The sequence below is a fragment of the Lentihominibacter hominis genome (assembly GCF_014385065.1).
Lineage (GTDB): Bacteria > Bacillota > Clostridia > Peptostreptococcales > Anaerovoracaceae > Lentihominibacter > Lentihominibacter hominis.
Window position 1 is genome coordinate 101,307 of record NZ_JACRTA010000003.1, and the last position, 20,332, is coordinate 121,638.

General features: G+C 38.0%; 17 protein-coding genes. 10 read left to right on the forward strand and 7 right to left on the reverse strand.

Annotation, left to right across the window (positions count from 1 at the left end; translation table 11 throughout):
- Positions 1–3 precede the first annotated feature (3 nt).
- Positions 4–225, forward strand: coding sequence for a hypothetical protein (locus tag H8692_RS08505; RefSeq protein WP_187525466.1), 222 nt, complete (start codon positions 4–6; stop codon positions 223–225).
- A gap of 137 nt (positions 226–362) precedes the next feature.
- Here the strand turns inward: H8692_RS08505 and H8692_RS08510 are convergent, their stop codons facing one another.
- From H8692_RS08510 to H8692_RS08520, 3 genes are all read right to left on the reverse strand, one after another.
- Entirely contained in the window at positions 363–1,394 is a 1,032-nt protein-coding gene (locus tag H8692_RS08510) for a HAMP domain-containing sensor histidine kinase (RefSeq protein WP_177270032.1), read from the reverse strand.
- Positions 1,384–2,064, reverse strand: a complete 681-nt coding sequence (locus H8692_RS08515; protein WP_187525467.1) for a response regulator transcription factor — start codon at positions 2,062–2,064, stop codon at positions 1,384–1,386. The genes H8692_RS08510 and H8692_RS08515 overlap by 11 nt, the downstream gene beginning before the upstream one ends.
- A gap of 176 nt (positions 2,065–2,240) precedes the next feature.
- Entirely contained in the window at positions 2,241–2,771 is a 531-nt protein-coding gene (locus H8692_RS08520) for a nitroreductase (RefSeq protein WP_187525468.1), read from the reverse strand.
- A gap of 201 nt (positions 2,772–2,972) precedes the next feature.
- Between H8692_RS08520 and H8692_RS08525 the strand changes: the two genes are divergently transcribed.
- A complete protein-coding gene (locus H8692_RS08525) occupies positions 2,973–4,736 on the forward strand; it encodes an ABC transporter ATP-binding protein (protein ID WP_187525469.1) in 1,764 nt (587 codons plus the stop codon).
- The gene (locus H8692_RS08530) at positions 4,729–6,591 is read left to right on the forward strand and encodes an ABC transporter ATP-binding protein (protein ID WP_187525470.1); all 1,863 of its coding nucleotides are present in this window, start codon (positions 4,729–4,731) and stop codon (positions 6,589–6,591) included. Before H8692_RS08525 ends, H8692_RS08530 begins: the two co-directional genes overlap by 8 nt.
- A 477-nt stretch (positions 6,592–7,068) precedes the next feature.
- Here H8692_RS08530 and H8692_RS08535 read toward each other — a convergent pair whose 3' ends face one another.
- Together H8692_RS08535 and H8692_RS10670 are read right to left on the reverse strand one after the other, a co-directional pair.
- Entirely contained in the window at positions 7,069–7,800 is a 732-nt protein-coding gene (locus H8692_RS08535) for a helix-turn-helix domain-containing protein (protein WP_187525471.1), read from the reverse strand.
- Positions 7,801–8,829: 1,029 nt separating this feature from the next.
- Positions 8,830–9,084, reverse strand: a complete 255-nt coding sequence (locus tag H8692_RS10670) for a hypothetical protein (RefSeq protein WP_207722980.1) — start codon at positions 9,082–9,084, stop codon at positions 8,830–8,832.
- A gap of 221 nt (positions 9,085–9,305) precedes the next feature.
- On the opposite strand from H8692_RS10670, the gene H8692_RS08540 reads away from it, so the two are divergent.
- The 7 genes from H8692_RS08540 to H8692_RS08570 all read left to right on the forward strand — a co-directional run bounded on the left by H8692_RS08540 (position 9,306) and on the right by H8692_RS08570 (position 16,381).
- Positions 9,306–9,899, forward strand: a complete 594-nt coding sequence (locus tag H8692_RS08540) for a GNAT family N-acetyltransferase (RefSeq protein ID WP_187525472.1) — start codon at positions 9,306–9,308, stop codon at positions 9,897–9,899.
- 392 nt (positions 9,900–10,291) lie between these two features.
- Positions 10,292–11,041, forward strand: coding sequence for a class I SAM-dependent methyltransferase (locus H8692_RS08545; RefSeq protein ID WP_187525473.1), 750 nt, complete (start codon positions 10,292–10,294; stop codon positions 11,039–11,041).
- 468 nt (positions 11,042–11,509) lie between these two features.
- A complete protein-coding gene (locus H8692_RS08550) occupies positions 11,510–12,127 on the forward strand; it encodes a TetR/AcrR family transcriptional regulator (RefSeq protein ID WP_187525474.1) in 618 nt (205 codons plus the stop codon).
- An 87-nt stretch (positions 12,128–12,214) separates the two neighbouring features.
- Positions 12,215–12,814 carry an MptD family putative ECF transporter S component gene (locus H8692_RS08555; RefSeq protein ID WP_187525475.1) on the forward strand — a complete coding sequence of 200 codons (600 nt, stop codon included), beginning with the start codon at positions 12,215–12,217 and terminating at the stop codon, positions 12,812–12,814.
- Complete coding sequence (locus tag H8692_RS08560; RefSeq protein ID WP_187525476.1) at positions 12,814–13,509, forward strand: energy-coupling factor transporter transmembrane component T family protein; 696 nt, start codon at positions 12,814–12,816, stop codon at positions 13,507–13,509. Before H8692_RS08555 ends, H8692_RS08560 begins: the two co-directional genes overlap by 1 nt.
- Complete coding sequence (locus H8692_RS08565; protein ID WP_187525477.1) at positions 13,506–14,891, forward strand: ABC transporter ATP-binding protein; 1,386 nt, start codon at positions 13,506–13,508, stop codon at positions 14,889–14,891. The genes H8692_RS08560 and H8692_RS08565 overlap by 4 nt, the downstream gene beginning before the upstream one ends.
- A gap of 563 nt (positions 14,892–15,454) precedes the next feature.
- Positions 15,455–16,381 carry an FkbM family methyltransferase gene (locus H8692_RS08570; protein ID WP_187525478.1) on the forward strand — a complete coding sequence of 309 codons (927 nt, stop codon included), beginning with the start codon at positions 15,455–15,457 and terminating at the stop codon, positions 16,379–16,381.
- A 391-nt stretch (positions 16,382–16,772) separates the two neighbouring features.
- On the opposite strand, the gene H8692_RS08575 is transcribed toward H8692_RS08570, so the two are convergent.
- Positions 16,773–18,596: an ABC transporter ATP-binding protein gene (locus tag H8692_RS08575; protein ID WP_187525479.1), complete on the reverse strand. Its 1,824-nt coding sequence runs from the start codon at positions 18,594–18,596 to the stop codon at positions 16,773–16,775.
- Positions 18,589–20,322: an ABC transporter ATP-binding protein gene (locus tag H8692_RS08580; RefSeq protein WP_187525480.1), complete on the reverse strand. Its 1,734-nt coding sequence runs from the start codon at positions 20,320–20,322 to the stop codon at positions 18,589–18,591. The genes H8692_RS08575 and H8692_RS08580 overlap by 8 nt, the downstream gene beginning before the upstream one ends.
- Positions 20,323–20,332: the final 10 nt, after the last annotated feature.

A 20,332-nucleotide genomic window follows, 5' to 3' on the forward strand; every position in this document is an offset into this window, starting at 1 on the left:
CAGGTGTTTAATGTAGAAACGTTCATTATTGGATTATATGCAGGATTGATCGGCATTGGAATTACAGAATTTTTATTAATTCCATGTAATGCGATTATTCATAATGTGATAGGAACAGAGCTTGTTAATGCAGTTGTGCTTATTCTGTTGGCATTGATTGGTGTATTTATTCCGGCAAAGAAAGCCGCGAAAAAAGATCTGGCAACTACATTAGAGGTAGCATAATCGTTATGGCATTGTTATTAAACAGATAAAAACACTGTCAATTCTTGAAGATACAATAGGAAATTGACGGTGTTTTTACTATGGCTGAAGAAAGAACTTTGATGTGTTTGCCTGCATGATTTCTGCGGAAATTACGATTATTTGAGTGGAAGCGTTACAGTGAATGCAGTCCCTTTTCCTATCTCACTGGAAACAGAAATTGTTCCTCCGTGAAGATCAACAATTCGTTTTGCAAGAGTTAATCCTAAACCATTTCCAATCTCGTTGCGTGAAGAATCAGCCTGATAAAACTTTTCGTAAATTCGTTTCAAAACATCTTTGCTCATTCCGATTCCGTTATCAACGATAGAAATTTTTACGGAACGTCTGTCTGTGCTTAGTAGAACACGGATTTGTCCACGATCTGGAACAAATTTCATCGCATTTCCGAAAATATTCTGCCATACCTGCATCAGCATTTCTCTGTTGCCTGTGTAATTGACAGTGCAGAGGTCAATATCAAGATCCAGTTCTTTTTCTATCCATTGCGATTCAAACAACAAGATCACTTCCCTAAGCTGCTCATCCAGAGAGAAAGTTTCCTTTTTCACTTCAATTTCCTGATTTTCAAGTCTGGACAGAAGAAGAATATTTCCAGTCAGATTGGAAAGACGGCGAGTGTTAAAAAGAATTCTATTCGTATATTCTGTTCGTTTTTCTTCCGTTAAAGAATTATTTTGCAGTAAGGTGGCATATCCTTCAATGGCAGAGCAAGGTGTCTTGAATTCGTGAGAAACATTTTCAATAAAATCTGTTCGGAAAATTTCCGTATTGGAGAGTTCTTGAATCATCTTATTAAAATTTTGTGCTACGGAACGAAGCTCTTCTGCCTGAATGTTATCACTGAGTCGTACTTCAAAATTGCCTTTTACCACTTCTTTTGTTGCATTATCAATATTCTGAATAAATTTCAGAGGACGTTTTCCAATGACCTGAGAGAAAATTGTTCCAACAATAATACTGACTAGTGCAGATACAAGCAATATAAGTTCCGGTCTTGGGTTGGTTAAAATTCCACTGCGCAAAAGAAGAATAATAAATAAGTTAGTTAAAAAAACAGTAATAACAAGAATTAGAAAGACCATAGCGGAAAAAACAACCGTGATGTGAAACGTTTTTTTATTTATCATTTTTTTTCACCGCCTTATAGCCAAGTCCCCGGACTGTTACAATCTCAAAATCAGGATTTTCTTTAAATTTTTCACGCAGACGGCTAATATGGACCTCAAGTGTGTGTGTATCCGTTTCGGTGTCCGGTCCCCAGATTTCATCCATGATCTGCCGCCGTGTGAAAATACGGTTTGGCGAAGAAATCAGTTTGAATAACAGAAGAAATTCCTTTTGCGGGAGTTCTGTTTTTTTAGAATTTGTAATTACCGTGAAAGTTGTGCTGTCAAATTCCGTGTTTCCGAGTTTTGCCATTCTCTGGTTGACAATCTGAGAACGGCGAAGCAGCGCTTCTACACGCCACACCATTTCATTGACATCAATGGGTTTTACCATATAATCATCAGTTCCGGCGAGAAATCCTTCGTGTTTGTCCGCAGCATTTTCTTTTGCTGTGATGATGAGAATAGGGATAGTGTATCCGGCCTTTCGGATGACTTTTGTCATTTCAAAACCATCCATATTCGGCATCATGACATCAGAAACAATTACGTCTATATAATTTTTTTCCAACATATCAAAAGCATTTAGACCATCTGATGCGGGAATCGGCTTATAACCGTTATCGGAAAGAACAGTACAGAAAAGATCGCGAAGCTCTTTATCATCTTCCACAACTAATATCTGAAACATAGCATGTACCTCCTCTATCAGTATAATCCTTATATTTTTTATCATAACATAAAAACCTCAACTATATCTCAATAAAAGCCATCCATAGAACTTTTTTTGAACACTTTTCCATTCAGAACAATAAAAGGATCCCGGAAACGCCGAGACCCAATGAGAAAGCAGTATATAAGTATTATTTATTTTACATGAAGAATATAGTTTTCTTTTCGCGGAGCGGTTTTTGGAAGTTCGCCGTTTGCATATCCCAGTGCAATAGAAGCGACGCCCATGAGATTCTCAGGCAGACTCAATTGTTTTAACAGGACTTTGCCTTTTTCTGAAGAAAAGATATCTTTGGAGCGGTGAATCCAACAGCTTCCCAGTCCGGCAGCATAAGTTGCATTCAGCATGTTTCCGGCGGCTAAGGAACCGTCTTCGACAGGTGCAACTCCATCTTCCGGTGCCAATACGAAGATAATTGTCGGTGCGCCGTAATATGGATGAAAAGCTCCGGTGGGATCTACAATTTTCCCGCTCATTTCGTCGATCTGTTTTACCAGTTTTGGATTTTGAATAGCGATAATGACAGGAGCCTGAGAGCCGTTGCTATTTGCAGCATACGTTCCAGTTTCCAAAACTGCGTTTAATTCCTCGTCTGTAATCTGTTCCGGTTTGAAAGAACGGATACTTCTTCTTTCTTTTAATACCTTTAATACTCCATTGTTCATATTCAAATACCTCCATTTATAAATTTGAATGTTTGGATCTTGGATATCATAGAACAGCATTCTCAACTCAACCTCAAGTAAATGTGAAGGAAATATAAAAGGGTAAAATCTAAAAAGTTGAGGTTCAGTTGAGGTTGGATTGAGGTCTAGTTGAGAAAAGTCAGATATCGTATCAGCAGAATAAAAATGAGGAGGTTCATTATGCTGAAAATATTAAGATATCTCAGAAAGAAAGACTTGGGACTGATTTTTATCAGTTTGCTGTTTATTGCTACTCAGGTCTGGCTGGATTTGAAGATGCCGGATTATATGTCGGAAATCACGCGGCTGGTACAGACGGAAGGAAGTGAAATGGGAGAGATTATGTCTGCCGGAGGGAAAATGCTTCTCTGCGCTTTCGGAAGCCTGATAGCGGCAATGATTGTCGGTTTCATGGTAGCGAAAGTGGCGGCAAGTCTTTCTATGCGGCTTCGTGAAAAAGTATATGATAAAACAATGTCGTTTTCTATGGAAGAGATCAATGGTTTTTCAACTGCCAGCCTGATTACTCGTTCTACAAATGATATTACGCAGATTCAAATGTGTGTGGCAATAGGATTACAGGCAATAATTAAGGCACCGATTATGGCAGTCTGGGCAGTTGTGAAAATTGCAGGAAAAGGTTGGGAATGGACGGCTGCAACAGGAGGGGCGGTCATTGTTCTGATACTGATGCTCGGAAGCGTGATTGCGCTTGCTATGCCGAAATTTAAAAGTATTCAGAAACTGACGGATAGTTTGAACCGTGTAGCAAGAGAAAATCTGACCGGACTTCGGGTTGTCAGAGCCTACCATGCGGAAGATTATCAGGAAGCCCGTTTTGAAAAGGCAAATGATGATTTGACAAAAAACCATTTATTTACCAGTCGTACTATGGCGTTTATGCAGCCGGGAATGCAGCTTATTATGTCTGGGCTTGGACTTGCGATTTACTGGATTGGTACGTATCTGATCGACGGAGCGGCAGGACCGGATAAGCTGACACTGTTTTCTGACATGGTGGTATTTTCGCAGTATGCAATGCAGGTGGTTCTGGCGTTTATGCTTCTGACGATGACATTTATCATTCTTCCGCGTGTTATCGTTTCAGCAAAACGTATTAATGAGGTTCTGGACACTAAGACGAAGATCCATGATGGAAAGGTGACAGATTCTGAGCTTTACGAACAGGGAGAAGTGGAATTCAGACATGTCAGTTTTCAATATCCGGATGCGGAAGAATATATTCTGCATGATATTAGTTTTACTGCACATAAAGGGGAGACCGTTGCATTTATCGGCTCAACAGGAAGCGGAAAGAGCACATTGATTAATCTTGTTCCGAGGTTTTATGATGCAACAGAGGGTGAAGTTATTGTAGATGGAATTAATGTTAAAAACTATACGCAGGAAGCGCTTCACAATAAATTGGGATATGTGCCGCAGAAAGCGGTAATGTTCAATGGAACGGTTACTTCCAATGTAACCTATGGTGAAAATGGAAGAGCTCCGGCAGAAAAGGACGATATTATAGAAGCAGTATCCGTTGCTCAGGCAGAGGAATTTGTTATGAAAATGGATGGAACCTATGATGCGAAGATTGCGCAGGGCGGAACGAATGTGTCCGGAGGACAGAAACAGCGTCTTGCTATTGCAAGAGCTATCTGCCGCAGACCGGAAATCTATGTGTTTGATGATTCATTTTCAGCGTTGGATTATAAGACGGATCGAATTTTGCGGAAAAAACTGAAAGAAACAACGAACGGTGCAACCAGCCTGATCGTGGCACAGAGAATCGGAACCATTATGGATGCGGATAAAATTATCGTATTAGATGAAGGAAGGGTTGTCGGTCAGGGAACGCACAGGGAGCTGTTGAAAAACTGTCCAGTTTATCTGGAAATTGCAGAGTCACAGCTTACAAAGGAGGAGATTGCAAATGCCTAAGAATGAATACAAAATGGGAGAATATAAAAAAAATAACTCTTCGCATGGCGGCCCGGGAGGCCCGGGAGGAGCGGGCGGAATGACCGCCGGTGAGAAAGCCGATGATTTTGGAAAAGCCATAGGGCAGCTTCTCTCTTACTGTAAAAAATACCTTCCGTTTATGTTGGGGGCTGTTATACTTGCGGCAGCAGGAGCGATCTTAAATATTATCGGACCAAATAAATTGGCAGATATAACGGATTTGATTACAGAAGGACTGATGACAAAAATTGATGTGTCGGCGGTGGTAGATATCTGTATGCTGCTTGTTGTCCTGTATGTATGTGGATGGGCATTCAGCCTGATCCAGGGACAGATTATGGCGGTCATCACACAGAGAGTATCTAAAACCCTGCGTGCTGATATTTCAGATAAAATCAACCGGCTTCCGCTGCGGTATTTTGATTCTAACAGTATTGGAAATACGCTGTCCATAGTGACCAATGACGTGGATACCATCTCCCAGACCATGAATCAGAGCATGGGAACGCTAGTGTCGGCACTGGCCACCTTTGTCGGCGCACTTGTAATGATGTTTTATACCAATTGGATTATGGCAGTGGCTGCGATTGTGGCAAGTTTATTAGGATTTGCGCTGATGATGGTGATTATTTCTCGTTCTCAAAAATACTTCCTGCGTCAGCAGATGGAACTTGGCGCCATCAATGGACACATTGAAGAAACATATGCCGGACATAATGTGGTAAAAGCATATAATGGAGAAAGACATGCAAGAAAGACATTCTGTGAAATGAACAGGCGTCTGTATGACAGTGCATGGAAGAGTCAGTTTATGTCTGGTCTAATGCAGCCGTTGATGGCATTTGTCGGTAATTTCGGATATGTAGTTGTTTGTATCGTGGGAGCGCTGCTTGCCTTGAACGGACATATCTCTTTCGGTGTGATTGTTGCGTTTATGATGTATGTACGGCAGTTTACACAGCCCCTTTCACAGCTTGCCCAGGCGGCAACCAGTCTGCAGTCCACAGCGGCAGCCTGTGAACGTGTATTTGAATTTCTTGGAGAAGAGGAAATGGAAGATGAAGGTCATAAGACAAAAGCGCTTTCCAATGTAAAAGGCAATGTGGAATTCAAACACGTTCAATTTGGATATAATGAAGACAAAGTGATTGTAAAAGATTTTTCGGTAAAGGCGAAAGCAGGGCAAAAAATTGCGATTGTCGGACCGACCGGAGCGGGAAAAACAACAATGGTTAATCTGTTGATGCGTTTTTATGAGACAAATTCCGGAGATATATTGATTGACGGAACACCATCGAAGGATGTGAAAAGAGAGAATCTGCGCAGTCAGTTCTGCATGGTGCTTCAGGATACATGGCTGTTTGAAGGAACCATTCGTGAAAATATCGTTTATTCCAAAGAAGGCGTGACAGATGAACAGGTGATAAAAGCCTGCAAAGCAGTGGGGCTTCATCATTATATAATGACACTTCCGCATGGATATGATACAGTTCTTGGAGATAACGCAAGTTTGTCACAGGGACAGAAACAGTTGATTACCATTGCAAGGGCAATGATTGCAGACGCACCGATTTTAATATTAGATGAAGCAACCAGTTCCGTAGATACCAGAACAGAAATTCTGATTCAGAATGCAATGGATAAGCTGATGGCTGGAAGAACATCTTTTGTCATTGCACATCGTTTGTCCACAATCCGCAATTCGGATTTGATTCTGGTGATGAAAGACGGGGATATTATTGAGAGTGGAAATCATGAAAAATTGATGGAAATGGGCGGTTTCTATGCAGATTTATATAATAGTCAGTTTGAAGAAAAAGAGGAAGCAGTATAGGAAATAACAGGGAAGTGTTTTTACGCTTCCCTGTGAAAGGAGAAAAACGAAAATGAAGTATAATTATATCGTAATTGAAAGAGAGTTTGGCAGCGGAGGAGCAGTCAGTAATACAAAAGCTCGCACAAAATGGTCCGGCAGTATTTATGGATAGTGGAACTCTTGGAATAAACAAATGTGTGGAAATTTTGAAAAATATTATGTTGATAACTTCTGAAAACTAAGTATTGACTTGTAGTCTGTTAGTTTACCAAAGCACACAAGCGGCATTGTGTTTTTTGCCGCTTGTGAAAATGAGTAAAACTGCAGGCCTATAATGTATTTTAACATTCTAAGTTATCTTCGGCATCTATCCACATCTGCAAATTCCCATCCAATGCCAATGTCACATATTCCAAGGATTTGTCTATAGCTGGCGCATTTAAGGCACATTGAGAATTAGGAGTTGTTCATAATTTATCCTTTGCAACATTACAATCAATTCTTAAAATATATACTTTCATATATTTTCTTACCATCTTTAAGAACGGTGCTGATATTCGGATTTGTTTCACGTAATTCTTTTTCTTGTATTTCTGAAAGAGTATACTTATAGTTACCATATTTATCTAAGCAAAAAACGGTATGTTCTAATTCTTCATCTTTGTTCTTTCCGCTCCACCTTATTTGGATATTTTCTTCGTTCTCTTCTGTATAATAATCTAAAACTGCATTGTGAAAATGAAGAACAAAATCAAAATAACCCGGCATTGACTGATTGGGCAATGTGTAATAAGTATCCTCATCAATTACCTTTTTATAGTGCCCCAATTGCTTATCAAAGCGAAATTCATTTATTTCTACGCCATTTTCAAATTTTTCTTCTAAAGATTCCTTTGTATTATTCCAAATGATTCCCCAACCTATTGCACTCAAAATCAATATTGTCATAATACAAAACAGAATTAAAAGTGTATTTTTTTTAAACCTTTTACTAAAGGTTATCTGCATATTCAATTTCTTAGTCATCTTCTTGTCCTCCTTTAGCATAACATCTAGGGAGATATTGAATTGATCACTCATAGCTATAAGTGTTTCTAAATCCGGATAATTCTTTTCTTTCTCCCAATTTGACACCGTTTGTCTTGTAACATGAAAAATCTGGGCAAATTCTTCTTGAGTCATTTTCTTTGCTTTTCGTATATCAGAAATTGTTTGTCCTATGCTCATGCCTTGTATCCTCCTTTCGGTTTCTATTATGTCTTTAATCCTTTCAGATGGCTAGCAAGTTTAAATTGCATTGAATACTGTACTTCGCAAGCGGTATTTACATACTGATTTTTTTCTTGTTCTATTATAATCCAGCGTTTTTTGAATCGTAATAATTTCAGATTTTTTGATTTCGTTTTTTTATTATAATCATTCTTTCTTTGGGATTCAATTATTTCCAAACGTGAGTAAAACTTTATCAGAGACTTATATATAATAGCACTCTGTGATTATATTACAATTTATATTAAAATATCATAAATTGTAACAATATAAAGGGTGTTAGGGATTATCCCTAACAAGTGGCGTTTTGTGTACACAAAATGCGTAACTTGCAGAGGAATGTCTATAGGCAGGCGTAGTAAAGTGCTGTATTTTGTTATATAATGCAATAAAATAAAACAAAGTGTTATAATTTATTGCAGAATGTAACGCACAAGGAAGTTATTTTATTTCATACGTTTGATATTTTTAATAAGATGGATAAAGTGATTATTAGCATAATTGTTTTCACTGTGGGTACTATATTTTTCAGCAAGGATATCTAAGGTTTTTTACATTTAACTTCTGGTCACGATGACCAGAGGTGTTCTTTTCTGACTTGTGGCCACAATGACCAGAAGTTAAAGATCGCCTTTCTCCTTACATTTTTATTATTGTTATTTATCCAATATGTCGTAAAAACCCTTTTTTTAGCTGTAGGAAAGTATTAATTAAAAGAGATACACAAGTGTATAAAACTGATAGAAAAATATGGATAGATTATTTGTCAGCAGATAACGACAGTTGAGAATTAAGGAATATCTTTTTTATATTGCTGTTGACCTGTGTTCACCTGAAAATGCGGAAAAAACAAATCAAGTGGTTGTGGAATGCTATTCGTTCTTTTGATGAATTGATGGAGCGATATCACCGCTATGAATATCAGTCTTGGTACAGCCGAGGTATGCGTGTCCTTCCGACAGATAATTTTGTGATTTTGTATATTTTTTACTTGGAGGAAAAAATTGTGCATATCGTTACTGTTATGTATAATGGACGAGATATAGGTGAGCAGTTGAAGTACCTGTAACTAAACAAAGCAAAATAACTTATGTCTATTGCCGCTGCTTGCTTTAATTTCCCAGACTCTAATAGATCCGCCAGAGAATCAATGAGGTATGTAAGACATATTTTACGCTGAAGAGTCCGTGCACTTACACCATATTTTTCTGCAATAATTTCACCAGTTCTTTCTTCGTTCAACTTTGTGTCATCGTGGCACGAAGTCGTTTTCGCATCAGAAAAGTCGAAAATATTTTTTACAAGGTTTTGATAAGGATACCATTGACCGAGTGAGAGGGTGGGCACTTTGGAAAGTACTGATTACTTGTACAGATACAAATGAAGCTGTCGCCGAAAATGCAAACCATACATTCAATAAGATCATCACTGAATTTGATAAAAGTTATAAAGGAGAAAATATTATGAATACCCCAGCAATCGAAACAGAACGCCTGGTTTTAAGAAAATTTACAGAGGACGATATGGAAGCTCTCTTCTTAATTCTCAAAGATGAGGAAGTCAATAAATTTCTTCCGTGGTATCCGATAAAAAACCTTGAAGAAACTAAGAAATTTTATGAGGAACGATATGCCGCAAAGTATGCAGAGCCACAGGCTTATGCGTATGCTATTTGTCTTAAAGAAGATAACTATCCAATCGGCTATATAAAGGTTGACATGGAGGAACACCATGATTTTGGCTATGCTCTTCGCAAAGAATTTTGGCATAAAAGTATTGTTTCCGAAGCAGCGAAAGCCGTTGTTGAGCAGGTAAAAAAAGATGGGATTCCATATATTACTGCCACACACGATAGAAATAATCCGAGAAGCGGCCATGTTATGGAAGTTGTTGGTATGAAATACTGCTATACTTATGAGGAACAATGGCAGCCAAAAGATGTTCCTGTATTCTTTAGAATGTATCAGCTTAATTTTGATGGGAATAATGAGCGAGTATATAGGAAATATTGGAATATGTACGAAAACCATTTTATCGAGAAATTGTCAGTCGAATAAATAATATAACTCCCAGTTTATAGAACTAAGAAAATCGGAATTTAAGACTGAGGTAAACTATATGGAATATGGAATTATAACTTTAATGATAATTGGTGGAATTTTACTTTATATAAAAATCAATGAATTGCAAAAACAAGTAAAATCATAACAAGTACAGATTGATAAATTGTGTAAAGAAATTGGAAACCAATAATTAGCTAGATATTTTATTTCCGATGAAGAAAAGGAATATATAGCACATCTAAAAAACAGTGGCAGAGAGGTATAATCTGTAAAAAAGGTAAGAAAAGTTGCTTCTGCGGATTTGGTGCAGGCAAAGCAATATGTTGATACGCTATAAATTGTAGTTGATGTAACTAAGAAAAATTAGAATTAGTGAGGGAATAGATATGGGAATAACTCAAAATTATTACGGCAGTCTATGTACAGAAATGTATGAGATTTTACACAAAGAAGCACCACAGGATGAATTAGAATTCTATCTTTCTTATGCGGAAAAAGAAATGAAAATTTTAGAACCTTTATGTGGCAGTGGTAGGTTTTTAATTCCTTTTTTAGAAAGGGGATATGATATTAAGGGGATAGATTTATCAACAGAAATGCTGGCGAAATTGAATGAAAAAGCCCCCAACGCAAAAGTATTTCAAAAAGATATACTGGAATATGATTCAGCAGAAAAATACGATTATATTTTTATATCCTCTGGTTCTGTATCGTTATTTACAGATATGGATTTATGTAAAAGGATTTTACATAAAATGAAAGAATTATTGAAAAAAGACGGTAAGTTTGTTTTTGCAGTTGATACAATAGCTGATAAATGTCTTAATGATACAGATTACAAAACTTCAATATCTGTAAAGACAAAAGAAGGATATACGTTAGTTCTTAAAATAAAGAATTATTATTACGAAAAAACACGTACTCAATATTCTCCAAGTATTTATGAATTATATGACGGGACAAAATTGTTACAACAAGAAAGAATGGATTTTCAAACACACCTTTATAAGTTAGGGGAAATAGAACCCTATTTAAAAGGAATAGGATTTAGCAAAATAAATGTATATTCGTCTTATGATAAAAAGATAGCAGAAAATAATCTGTCAGAAATGTTTTTGTATGAATGTTCTTTTTAATAAATTCAGCTTATAAAACTAAGAAAATTGGAATTTATAGAGGCATCGAAAATGATTAAAGCTTTAATGTATATTGAACTGAAAAAAAGATATTAAGATGATGCTCTTGCATGGATAGGATATATAAAAGCTTCAAAAAGAAAAAAACAATTTATTTTAATGACTATATTTTTCAAAAAAGCATAGGGAACTATTCAAACTATATAGATATTGAAAATGGCGATGAATATTGGATTTCAGGGGTAATTCATTTGAAGTAGTCAATATAGAAGATAAATTTCCTATTGAAAGAGTTAATGAATTGTTAAACGAAAAATATTAGACGAAAAACTGAAAGGAAAACAAGTTATGAAATGTTTAGATTGCAGAATGTAATTTAAACAGAAATATTATTGACAAAGGAAACGGATCATGCTAATATATCGATGATATATATCACTGATATGTTAGCGGAAAGGGTATTTAGATATGGCAGAGTACACAGAAACTCAACGTAAAATTCTTAAAATCGGAAAACGGGAATTTTTAGCGAAAGGATTTAAAGATGCCTCTCTCCGTGGCATCGTTAAAGAAGCCGGCTTTACTCAAGGGGCATTTTATGGATATTATCCGGACAAGGCGGCACTCTTTGATGCACTGGTCTCCGAGGTTGCAGATGGTTTGATGGAGCAGTTCAAGATGGCTCAGCAGGCACATTTCGAATTAATACCGGAGGATAAAACGGCTCAAAGCAGAGAATTATCGACAGATTATTTAAATCGTTTTATTAATTTCATCTATGATAATTTCGATACTTTTAAATTGCTGATATGCTGTTCCGAAGGAACAAAGTATTCCAATTATGTTCATGATTTGGTCGAAGTTGAGATTGCTCAGACAGAAATCTATTATGATCGACTTCGTCAGCTTGGCAAGTTGGATGGAACTGTCAGCCGTGAGCTCCACCACATGATCACAAGCGCCTATTTCACCGCTGTTTTTGAAACAGTAGCTCATGATATGACGAGAGAACACGCAGTTCAATATGTAAATGAGCTTGCCGTTTTCTTTAATTGCGGCTGGGATGGACTATTAAGGCTCAAATAGGCCTTAATTTAGCTCCAAGTGTTAGTTAAAACTAACTAAATGATTTGGAAAATTATTTTCATAAAATATAATTAGGAGGAAAATTTAATGAAAACAACGCAGAAATGGAACATCAAGGATGTAATTACTACGGTGCTGCTTACCGTGTTACTCATTGTCATCCAACTTATTGTAAATATGGTTTGCATGGCAAATGACTTTGTCAGCATGGTTCTGTCAGTGGGCATTACTATGATTTTATGTGCGCCTGTTTATTTTCTCATGATAAGCCGGGTACGTAAACATTTCGTGTCGCTGATTTATATGATAATACTTGGTCTTGTATTTCTCATCATGGGGAACTGGTATCTGCTTCCATATTTTTTTATTGTGGGAATCATCTGTGAGGCAATCTTGTGGAAGGATGGCTGGAACTCGAAAAAGAAAATGATTATAGCTTGGTCAACAGCAAGCCTGCTGTATAATGGAGTGAATCTTCTGCCCATTTGGTTCTTTTGGGATACCTATGAAGCCTTTGCACTTTCTAGCGGCATGGAACAAAGTTACATTGATTCCTTTGTCCATTATTATACATCTCCGGGTTGGCTGATGTTCATCATTTTGTTTACAATGCTTTGCGGATTCCTTGGCAGTCTGATTGGCGGAAAACTGGTTAATAAGCATTTCAAAAAAGCAGGAGTCCTTTAATGCGTCGTAAGAACTTTGCTATTCCGGTTAAACTTTGGGTATTAGCTTGCACAATTATTGGAATATCCCTGACTTCTGACACCATGTTGACATGCATATTTACAGTCGCAGGCTTTGTCTATTTAGGATTTCAGCAAAATTGGAGACTTCTGTTTTCTATGGTGATATTTTACATAATTCTTATGGGGCTTTTATACTTTATCCGTTTCCATGAATTCCATCCAGTAGTATTTTCAGAATTTTATGTGCTGATGTTCTGGAACTTAACGCCAGTTTTCTTTGTATCTTGGGATCTTATTACTACACCACCTGGTGAGTTTTCAGCATTTTTATCCCGTGTTCACACGCCTACATCTGTGATACTCGGCTTGTTAGTCATATTTCGCTTTTTTCCTACAATGAAGTCTGAGTTGAAGTGTGTATGGCTCTCTATGCGTAACCGGGGACTGACTGCACCTATACAAATTGTAAGACATCCGATGGCGTCTTGTGAATATGTTCTTGTACCTCTATTGCTACGTTGTTTGCAAATTGCCGACCAGCTTTCAGTTTCAGCCGTAGCGCGCGGAGCGGAACGGCCCGGAAAACGTGGCAGCTATTATGGAAAGAAGGTAGGCATCTATGACTATATATGGCTGGTACTCTGGTTTATCGTGACGGTGGTATTCTTTAGTATTGGGGGTGTATGTATATGATTTCCTTACAGAATGTGACATTCCAGTATGCAGGTTGCAAAGAGGGCGTCCATGATATTGACCTTACTGTGCGCGACGGAGAATGTGTTGTGCTGACAGGTCCGTCAGGAGGCGGAAAAACAACGATAACAAGGTTGATAAACGGTTTGGCTCCATCTTATTATCAAGGAAGTTTAAATGGTTCCATATGGGTAAACGGTGCAGAGATTTCTGCACTTCCGAGTTGGAGGATAGGTATGGAAATAGGAAGTGTATTCCAGGATCCCAAGAGTCAGTTTTTTTCTTCGGAGCTTGCAGGTGAAGTTGCATTTGCCTGTGAAAATTATGGTATGTCAAAGCAGGAAATACGGAAACGCACGGATGATGCAATTGCGTCTTTTGGATTGGAGAGCCTGTGTATGCGTCCCTTAGATGTACTGTCCAGCGGTGAGAAACAGCGTGTGGCGGTCGCATCAGTTTATGCGTTGCGTCCTTGTATCTATGTTTGCGACGAACCTACAGCAAATCTGGATGGTGAAGGGGCTTTAAGACTTGCAAACACTTTTAGGAAACTAAAAAACGAAGGAAATACGCTCATTATTGCAGAGCATCGCCTTACATGGCTGAATGATATTGCAGATCGTTTTGTATATGTTTCAAATGGAACCATCCAATGGGAAAAGACATTGGCACAGATGCAGGGTATTTCTGAAGAAGAACGAAAACGGTATGGTTTGCGGGAAATAATTGAAAAGGAGCCCTCACTACCAACGTTTTTAATGGATATTGGGAAAGAAAATTTTTGCTCTGTTAATCTGACATTCAAACGCAAAAAGACTGCCATTTTTGAAAACCTGAATTTCTCTCTACCCGCCGGACAGATTGTTGCGCTTACCGGAAAAAACGGCGTTGGTAAAACTACTCTTGCCATGGTATTAACAGGGTTGTGGAAACAGAGCAAAGGAGAAATCTATATAAGAGGAAAAAAGCTATCGGAAGGAAAACGCAGGAAGGCTGTGTGGTACAGCTCTAATGATACAGGAACGCAATTTTTTACAAGCAGTGTAACAGATGAATTATTGCTTCATTCAAGCTATTTTCCTGAGAGATTGGAGCGAGCCAGAGCATTGTTGAAAGAGTTTGGTCTGTATACATACAAGGATGCGCACCCGGCATCTCTTTCCGGTGGTCAGAAACAGCGACTTTCAATTGCCTGTGGGCTGCTATCTGATAGGGAAATTTTGCTGTTAGATGAGCCAACGTCGGGTCTGGATGGGGGAAATATGCGTAAAATTGCTGCTGCATTGACAAACGCAGCAGCCGAAGGGAAAACTATATTGGTGATTACACATGATAAGGAATTGATACAAGCATGTTGTAATTTTCGATGGGAACTGGGATAATAAAATCTTCTGTCAGACATTCCGTCAAAGAGCTATCTAAAAAGAAGTGCCTGTTAAAAGAGGTGAATGGTAACTAACTTTTACAGAACAGGGTAACCAGATAGCTAAACGTGTTTATGAAAAGCATTAGTTTTTTATGAGGCAGCTCATCGAGTCTGGTGTTTCCCATGATATTGTGGCCAAGGACACTTGTAGGTTGGAGCATATCATTAGGAGACAAGTTTTAGGAATTTGCCCTTCTTTGTTTGTCAGCAAGAAAATAAGAACGAGCGTTCGAACATAGTCAGATGCATTAAAAAATTTGGAAGGAAGAATATCGCGGTGGGTAGCCATGTTCACAGTATGCAGTAAAAGTTGTATTCTGTATTTACTGAGTCGTCATTTGTAGGGTTATATAGGGTTAGTCAAAAAATTGTCTGAAGTTTAATGTGCAAAAAATAATATAATATTTCTTCTCTATAAATCTATATTATTTATTAAAATGTAGATTTATTTTTTTAATTTCATATTAGTGGTAGCGTAATCATATAGTTATATACCAAATTAAACGGAAGGGGAATATAATGAATATTATAGATAGAGAATTCCATGAGTTAGTTAACGAAATTAAAGGGTTACGTGAAAAAGAGCTTTATTATAAAATCAGGAAAGCTTTTGATTTAATACCTCTGCAAACAAAGAAAAGTTGCATGAATTTTTTCAATAAATTTAACTATTGGGGAAAGCTTGATATAGACAATGGTATTTATGAAGAAATAGAATTAAAAGGAAAAGCTTTATTTGAACACATAAATGATTTTATATGGTTATATAATCGTCTAATGGATTACAGATCCAAAAAAACTCTTTTTGCTATTTTGAGTAACTGGTACAGATATGATTTTAAAACAACATCGCAAACAAAAGAATACCTTTTTGACAGTTATTTTGATTTAGATATTTTAAAATGTGGAAAAGATGAAGTTATCGTAGATTTAGGAGCTTTTACAGGAGATACTGTGCTTTCTTATATAAATAATTATGGAAAAGATTGCTATAAAAAAATATATTGCTATGAAATTACTCCTGATATATTTAAGATTCTTCAAGAAAATTTAAAAGAATATAAAAATATAGATTTTAGATTAAAAGGTATTGGAGATAGAAAAGAGAAAATGTTCCTATCAGAATGTACAGCAAGTTCTTCTGCAAATACACTTGGTAGTGAGGAGGGGATTGAAGTATCAATGACTACTTTAGATGATGATATAGACGAGCCTTTAACACTCATAAAAGCCGATATTGAAGGTTTTGAACAAAAAGCTATAATAGGTGCAAAAAATCATATTTTTAATAATCATCCTAAATTACTTATATCAGTTTATCACAATAATGAAGATTTATGGAAAATCCCTAAAATGATAAATAATATATCTGACAATTATAAATTTTATTTAAGATATAAAAGTTCTCCCATATATCCGACAGAAATAACTTTGATTGCCATTTAAAAACTTCTATCTTTATGATTTTTTATATATTTGAATATGACAGCCAGGCGGCCGATACTAAGTTTTCGCTTGCAAAGCGACAGTACATTTCTTCCATCGGGCGGGTGTGGGAGGAGACGATTGATAATTACGATTTCGCTTTCTTCAGAGTCTTAAATCCAATGGTAATAGCCCTGCTTTGTTCTTTTAATCAGAATTTTATCTTAGTAGGCAAAGGCATAAATTGAAAATATAACGCTGGCGGAATCATTTATTGATACTATCGGCGTTTCTTTTTTTGATGGTGATTTATTTACTTCACTTGCAAAATGAAACTATATACAGTCGCAGTAAAGTGCTTTATTTTGCTATATAATGCGACTGTTTCTGTCTTTATTTTGTGACAAAGGCATCACGCAAACTGGCTATAATACAGATCGGCATAAGCTCCTTTTGCCTTTAACAAAGTTCTGTGTGTTCCTTGCTCGATAATATTTCCGTTTTGCATAAACAGGATTAAATCAGCGTCTATAATAGTCGAAAGCCTGTGAGCGATTACAAAACTCGTTCTGTTCTTCATCAAGGCTTTCATAGCTTTGCCGATCTCAATTTCCGTGCGGGTATCGACGCTGGAAGTCGCTTCGTCCAAAATGATAACTGCCGGATCACAAAGGAATACTCTGGCTATGGTTAGAAGCTGCCGCTGGCCGATAGAAATATTTTCTGCGTCGTTACTTAAAAGCGTATCATATCCGTGCGGCATAGTGCGAACAAAGAAATCGACTCTGGCCGCTTTTGCTGCCGCTACGACTTCTTCGCGGGTAGCGTTTGGTTTGCTATAAGCGATGTTTTCTGCAATCGTACCGCCAAACAACCATGTATCTTGCAGCACCATTCCAAAATTGCTTCTTAGATTGGAACGGGTCATATCCTTTGTGTCGACTGCGTCTAAAGTGATTTTTCCGCCGTTTAGCTCGTAAAACCGCATAAGCAGATTGATAAGCGTTGTCTTTCCGGCTCCTGTGCTACCAACGATTGCAACCTTCTGTCCCGGTTTTACAGAAAAGTTGATATTATGCATTAAGATTTTGTCCGGCGTATATCCAAATCGGACATTTTGAAATTCTATCGTTCCTTTTGCCTGATCCACAACAGTAGGGAGGGTAGGTTCCGGTGAAAGTTCTTCTTCGTCCAACAGCTTATAAATCCGTTCCAGAGAAGCTAAAGCGGATTGCATACTGTTTATCATGTAGGCAGCTTCCGTGAGTGGTTCCGAAGCCTGATTCGCATACTGGAAAAATGCTTGAAATATACCGACGGTCAATCTTCCTTCTATTAGCATTTTTCCTGCCAATACCGCAATCAGTACTTGACCGAAACGGTTAATCAAGCGAATTGCCGGATTGATAGCGTTTATCATAAAATCTGCCTTTTTTGTAGCTTCGGCCAATTCCTCTGTGGCTCTATGCATATTTTCAGAACTGTTTCCCTCCCGATTAAATGCTTTTATGATAACCCGGCCGCTGTACACTTCTTCTACCTGTGCGGTTACATTACTCACACATTGCTGTCGTTTCATGGCAGATTTCAGTGTTTTTGCAGATACAAAATTCGTAGCTGCCAGTGCAATTCCTGTAAACACCAAAAAAACAAGTGTCAATAGAATACTAAAGCGGAACATCATAACCAAAGAGCCAACAATCATACCAACAGCTGTAAACAGCTTCAACATTCCTGTTTGCAGGGCTTCAGATGTTTTATCCAAGTCATTGATTGTCCGGCTGAGAATCGATCCTGTTTTAGTACGGTCAAAGAACGCCAGAGGGAGTCGGTTTAGTTTTTCGCTGATTTCGGTCCGCAATCGTAAACTAAGTCTTTCTGCGAAACTTGCCATAAGAAACGATTGAAGGGTATAAAACAAAGCCGCTGCTAAATAAATTAACAGCAAAAAAGCGATGTCTCGACCACCTGTCTCCCATGTAATTTGGAAGGCTGTACCTGATGCAAGTGTTTCTTTTATGTTATTCCAAAGCAAATCTATAATATGTGCGCTATACAAGGGCGCAATAATAGAGAGAGAAGTATAAAGAACTACCGACACAAGCACAACTGCTAACCGCTTATGCTGTTCGGCTACGGATCGCCACATCCTTTTTAATGTCTGCCATGCATGATCCGGTGTTTCAAAGTCCATTTCATCTGCAAGGACTTCTATATTGTTGTTATTATCACTCATGGTTCATATCTCCTTTTATTTGGGATTTTGCAATATCCTGATAGACAGGGCAGGTCTGTATTAGGAAGTCGTGATTGCCAATTCCGACAATTCGCCCTTCTTCCAGCACAATAATTTGCTCCGCATTCATAATCGTACTGATCCGCTGGGCGATAATCAGTACGGCAGCGTCTTTTACTTCATTTGCAAGGGCTTTCCGTAACGCCGCATCAGTCTTAAAGTCCAGAGCGGAAAAGCTATCGTCAAAAATATAAAGATCGGCTTTTTTTGCCAATGCCCGCGCAATTGAAAGACGCTGTTTTTGCCCGCCTGAAAAGTTGGTGCCGCCTTGTGATACGCGGGAATAAAGACCATCGGGGAGATCATAAACAAATTCAGACTGTGCAACCGACAAAGCGTGCTTCATTTGCTGTTCGGTCGCCCGGTCATTTCCATGCCGTAGATTATCGGCAATCGTGCCGGAAAACAGCCATGCTTTTTGCGGTACATAGGAAATATGTTCCCTTAATTCTTTCTGCGGCATGCTGCGAATATCTTTGCCATTTAGGAGGACAGATCCGGAGGTAACATCGTGAAACCGTAAAATCATTTGGGCAACCGTAGATTTTCCGCTGCCGGTGCTGCCGATAATAGCGGTCGTTTCCCCACGTTTACAAATAAAATCTAAGTTTTCTAAGGTATTTTCGCCTGCGTCTGTGAAGCGGAAACTTACAGCTTTGAAGCGTATAACTTCTTTAGTTTGACTGGAGTTATTGTCAACAGACAGACCTCCATCTTGAATTTCCGGTGTAAGATGTAGTACGTCGGAAATTCTCCGAACACAAATCATAGCACGAGGTATTAAAATCATCACCATTTGAGCCATAATGATATAAAAAAGGATCATCATGGCATATTGTGTCAGGGCAGTAATATCTCCGATTTCCATAAATCCAGCACCAATCCGGTTCCCGCCTAACCAAAGGATAATGACAATTATCAAATTGATTGCAAACAAGGCAATGCTCTCTAAGCCGGCAAACAGGCGGTTTGCGCTGATTGCTGCTTCCGCATAATCCTCAAAAGATTTTTTCATCCGTTTTTCTTCATCTTTTTCTTTGTTGAAAGCACGAATGACACGAACACCCGTAATATTTTCCCGAAGAACAACATTCATCCGATCAAGGAATTTTTGCAGCTTATCAAAAATTAACGAGGCTTTACGAGTAACAAGGATTGCCAGAAGCAAAATGAAAACTGTTGCTCCTGTCAGCAGGAAACCCATCATGGTATCAATGGAAAACGCCATAACAATTCCCATGATACAAACTGCGGGAACAGGCAGTACCATTTGGATAAACCATACAGCGCCTTGCTGGACAACATTTACATCGTTCAGTGTGCGGGTAATCATAGAGCCGGTCCCAAACTGTTCAAAATCATAGGAGGAAAAAGTAAGTGACTTATCATAAAGATCGTTCCGCATATCCCGGCCAATTTTAGAAGAAAGGTCTGCGGCGAGGTAGCTTCCCAGCAGTGCACCTAAACTGGTAACGATTGTTACAATCAGCATAAGTATTCCGCTGCGGATTAGATAGTCCATATTCCCACCGTTGATACCGGCATTTATCATATTTGCTGTGATGGTTGGAATGAGCAAACCGCCCGCGACATCTAAAAACATTACTATTAATGTAAAAAAACAAAGCCACTTATACGGTTTTATAAATTGTAAAATTGTTTTCATTCTGCGTCGC

Excerpts from the sequence above, each read along its gene's own strand:
- H8692_RS08560 (WP_187525476.1), top strand. The coding sequence starts at position 12,814 with ATGCGTCGTAAGAACTTTGCTATTCCGGTTAAACTTTGGGTATTAGCT.
- H8692_RS08525 (WP_187525469.1), top strand. The coding sequence starts at position 2,973 with ATGCTGAAAATATTAAGATATCTCAGAAAGAAAGACTTGGGACTGATT.
- H8692_RS08540 (WP_187525472.1), top strand. The coding sequence starts at position 9,306 with ATGAATACCCCAGCAATCGAAACAGAACGCCTGGTTTTAAGAAAATTT.
- H8692_RS08550 (WP_187525474.1), top strand. The coding sequence starts at position 11,510 with ATGGCAGAGTACACAGAAACTCAACGTAAAATTCTTAAAATCGGAAAA.
- H8692_RS08580 (WP_187525480.1), bottom strand. The coding sequence starts at position 20,322 with ATGAAAACAATTTTACAATTTATAAAACCGTATAAGTGGCTTTGTTTT.
- H8692_RS08535 (WP_187525471.1), bottom strand. The coding sequence starts at position 7,800 with ATGAGCATAGGACAAACAATTTCTGATATACGAAAAGCAAAGAAAATG.
- H8692_RS08530 (WP_187525470.1), top strand. The coding sequence starts at position 4,729 with ATGCCTAAGAATGAATACAAAATGGGAGAATATAAAAAAAATAACTCT.
- H8692_RS08520 (WP_187525468.1), bottom strand. The coding sequence starts at position 2,771 with ATGAACAATGGAGTATTAAAGGTATTAAAAGAAAGAAGAAGTATCCGT.
- H8692_RS08565 (WP_187525477.1), top strand. The coding sequence starts at position 13,506 with ATGATTTCCTTACAGAATGTGACATTCCAGTATGCAGGTTGCAAAGAG.
- H8692_RS08555 (WP_187525475.1), top strand. The coding sequence starts at position 12,215 with ATGAAAACAACGCAGAAATGGAACATCAAGGATGTAATTACTACGGTG.
- H8692_RS08510 (WP_177270032.1), bottom strand. The coding sequence starts at position 1,394 with ATGATAAATAAAAAAACGTTTCACATCACGGTTGTTTTTTCCGCTATG.
- H8692_RS08575 (WP_187525479.1), bottom strand. The coding sequence starts at position 18,596 with ATGAGTGATAATAACAACAATATAGAAGTCCTTGCAGATGAAATGGAC.
- H8692_RS08570 (WP_187525478.1), top strand. The coding sequence starts at position 15,455 with ATGAATATTATAGATAGAGAATTCCATGAGTTAGTTAACGAAATTAAA.
- H8692_RS08545 (WP_187525473.1), top strand. The coding sequence starts at position 10,292 with ATGGGAATAACTCAAAATTATTACGGCAGTCTATGTACAGAAATGTAT.
- H8692_RS08515 (WP_187525467.1), bottom strand. The coding sequence starts at position 2,064 with ATGTTTCAGATATTAGTTGTGGAAGATGATAAAGAGCTTCGCGATCTT.